Origin of the sequence: Paraburkholderia sp. SIMBA_027, assembly GCF_046535315.1 — a bacterium.
Classification (GTDB): domain Bacteria; phylum Pseudomonadota; class Gammaproteobacteria; order Burkholderiales; family Burkholderiaceae; genus Paraburkholderia; species Paraburkholderia tropica.
Genome location: NZ_JAWRWY010000590.1, coordinates 1 through 271, shown reverse-complemented (window position 1 = coordinate 271; position 271 = coordinate 1). Strand labels below are relative to the sequence as shown.

At 67.9% G+C, this 271-nt stretch carries 1 pseudogene; it reads left to right on the top strand.

Annotation, left to right across the window (positions count from 1 at the left end):
- Positions 1–172 (top strand): annotated as a pseudogene (locus tag SB764_RS40370) (1,2-phenylacetyl-CoA epoxidase subunit A); the annotation flags it as partial.
- Positions 173–271 lie beyond the last annotated feature (99 nt).

Genomic DNA, 271 nt, shown 5'->3' with positions numbered 1-271 from the left:
CTATGACTTCGGCGAGATCGACTGGAGCGAGTTCTACGCCGTGCTCAAGGGCAATGGCCCATGCAACCGCGAACGCCTGGCGGCGCGCGTCAAGGCGCACGAAGACGGCGCCTGGGTGCGCGAGGCGCTGGTCGCCTACGCCGACAAGCAGGCCGAGCGCAAGGCGGCCTGAGTCCTGGCCGGGCGGCGCCCGGCCTTCCAACTCCTTACTCATCCAATACCCGGGGCGCCACGCGCGCCCGGCATCCGAGGATATCCATCATGAGCAAAG